Here is a 1,698-nt window from a genome sequence, read left to right as displayed (position 1 = left end):
TGAGTATTTCGGTTTCAACGAGTCAGTCTTTATCAAACTCGTTAAGCACATCATTGAGTTCTTCGGTTTCAACAAGTCAATCAGCTTCAAATTCTTTGAGTTCATCTTTGAGCGCTTCAGTCTCAACAAGTCAATCTGTATCGAATTCTTTGAGTTCATCATTGAGTTCTTCAGTCTCAACCAGTGAATCCGTATCGAACTCGTTAAGTACCTCCTTGAGTACTTCAGTTTCAACGAGTCAGTCTGTATCAAACTCGTTTAGTATCTTCTTGAGTACTTCGGTTTCAACGAGTGAATCAGTATCGAACTCTCAAAGTACATCATTGAGTTCTTCAGTATCTGAATTCCAATCGGAATCTAACTCCCTTTCAGCGTCAGAGAGTGCTTCAGTGTCTGAATCTCAGTCTGAATCAAATTCACTTTCATCGTCAGAAAGTGCGTCAGTATCTGAGTCTCAATCGGAATCCAACTCGATTTCAGCGTCAGAGAGTGCTTCAGTGTCTGAATCTCAGTCTGAATCCAATTCTCTTTCAGCATCAGAAAGTGCGTCAGTGTCTGAGTCACAATCGGAATCCAACTCTCTTTCAGCGTCAGAAAGTGCATCGGTATCTGAATCTCAATCCGAATCTAACTCTCTTTCATCGTCAGAGAGTGCGTCAGTTTCAACAAGTCAATCTGTTTCAAATTCAGTAGTTTCTTCATTGAGTGTTTCGGCTTTTGAAAGCTTATCGCAAGCATTTAGTGCGTCAATTTCTACCATCCTTTCGACAGTTGATTCTATTTCGAAATCAGCATCAAGCTTTATTTCTACAAGTGAGTCACTCTCAACGTCTGCTTCGACATCATTGAGTACATCCGGATCATTAAGTGCTTCAGTCTCAACCAGTGAATCAATGTTACTCAGCGAGTCATCAAGCACAAGCGCATCAGTATCAACGAGTCAGTCCGTCTCAACTTCAGTTTCGGCGTCGGTAAGTGCTTCAATCTCAACCAGTGAATCAACATCACTCAGCGAGTCATCAAGCACAAGCGCCTCAGTTTCGGCGAGTCAATCCGTCTCAACTTCAGTTTCGGCGTCGGTAAGTGCTTCAATCTCAACCAGTGAATCAACATCACTCAGTGAGTCAGCAAGTACCAGTGCCTCAGTATCAACGAGTCAGTCAGTATCTAACTCATTGTCATCGTCATTAAGTGCTTCAGTCTCAATCAGTGAATCCACGTCACTCAGTGAGTCATCAAGTACGAGCGCTTCAGTTTCAATGAGTCAATCCGTCTCAACGTCAGTCTCTGAATCACAAAGAACGAGCGCCTCAATCTCAACCAGCCAATCAGTTTCAGATTCAATGAGTGCCTCAGAGTCAGCAAGTGCTTCAAGTAGCGTTTCCGCTTCAGTCTCAATCAGTGAATCAACGTCACTTAGTGAGTCAGTAAGTACCAGTGACTCTGTTTCAGCGAGTCAATCCGTCTCAACGTCAGTCTCTGAATTGCAAAGCATGAGTGCCTCAATCTCAACCAGTCAGTCAGTTTCAGATTCAATGAGTGCCTCAGCTTCACTAAGTGCATCAGTTTCGTCAAGTGAATCAACGTCACTTAGTGAGTCAGTAAGTACAAGTGCCTCTGTTTCAGCGAGTCAATCCGTCTCAACGTCAGTCTCTGAATCACAAAGCACAAGCGCTTCAATCTCAACGAGCCAATCAA

The 1,698-nt window shown here is 43.2% G+C and carries 3 protein-coding genes; 2 read left to right on the top strand and 1 reads right to left on the bottom strand.

The window, feature by feature from the left end:
• Positions 1-187 (top strand): hypothetical protein (locus tag HMPREF0848_RS10925; protein WP_037608963.1); only part of this gene is annotated, 187 nt, incomplete at its 5' end.
• Between the two features lie 483 nt (positions 188-670).
• On the opposite strand, the gene HMPREF0848_RS10920 is transcribed toward HMPREF0848_RS10925, so the two are convergent.
• Entirely contained in the window at positions 671-919 is a 249-nt protein-coding gene (locus tag HMPREF0848_RS10920; protein WP_050787997.1) for a hypothetical protein, read from the bottom strand.
• 424 nt (positions 920-1,343) lie between these two features.
• On the opposite strand from HMPREF0848_RS10920, the gene HMPREF0848_RS10915 reads away from it, so the two are divergent.
• Positions 1,344-1,698 (top strand): hypothetical protein (locus HMPREF0848_RS10915; protein ID WP_269479158.1); only part of this gene is annotated, 355 nt, incomplete at its 3' end.

Source organism: Streptococcus sp. C150, assembly GCF_000187445.1.
Classification (GTDB): domain Bacteria; phylum Bacillota; class Bacilli; order Lactobacillales; family Streptococcaceae; genus Streptococcus; species Streptococcus raffinosi.
The sequence above is the reverse complement of the archived record's forward strand: the minus strand, read 5'-3'. Positions and strand labels throughout refer to the sequence as shown.